At 58.3% G+C, this 549-nt stretch carries 1 protein-coding gene; it reads left to right on the top strand.

The window, feature by feature from the left end; all coding sequences use genetic code 11:
• On the top strand, positions 1 to 549 hold a 549-nt coding region (locus tag HBO23_RS33590), incomplete at both ends, for an immunoglobulin-like domain-containing protein (protein ID WP_178131767.1).

Consider the following 549-nt stretch of genomic DNA (forward strand, 5'->3'; position numbering starts at 1 on the left):
TCATCGATAAGAGCACCCAGACGGTCAAGATCACTGACACCACTGGCGGCAACTTCGAAAAACTGGAAGTCGCAGGCGACGGCGCAACCACCACCATTAACGACACCATCGACAAAGTCGATGTGGTCCTGACCGCCACTACCACCGTTGGTGAAGGCGGCAACATCGTTTACACCGCGTCGCTGGTCGACAAGTCGGGCAATCCGGTGACCAACATCACCAGCCCGCTGACCGTCACCCTGGACAACGGCAAAACCATCACCATCGGTGTGAATCAGTCCAGCGGCACTGTCACCACCGTTGCGCCTAACGACGTATACAAAGGCGACCAGACCGTTACCACCGCAATTAAGGGTGTAACTGGCGGCGAGCACTTCGAAAACCTGGTGCCGGGCACAACGCCGGTGAATACCACCGTCACGGACACACCTGGCACTGCGGACACCACGACCGTCACGCTGACCGCGCCAAGTGCCGTCAACGAAGGTGGCCAGATCACTTACACCGCCACCTTGAGCAACAAGGCCGGTACTGACGTAACCCTGAAAC

Source organism: Pseudomonas sp. WS 5532, from assembly GCF_012985445.1.
Lineage (GTDB): Bacteria > Pseudomonadota > Gammaproteobacteria > Pseudomonadales > Pseudomonadaceae > Aquipseudomonas > Aquipseudomonas edaphica.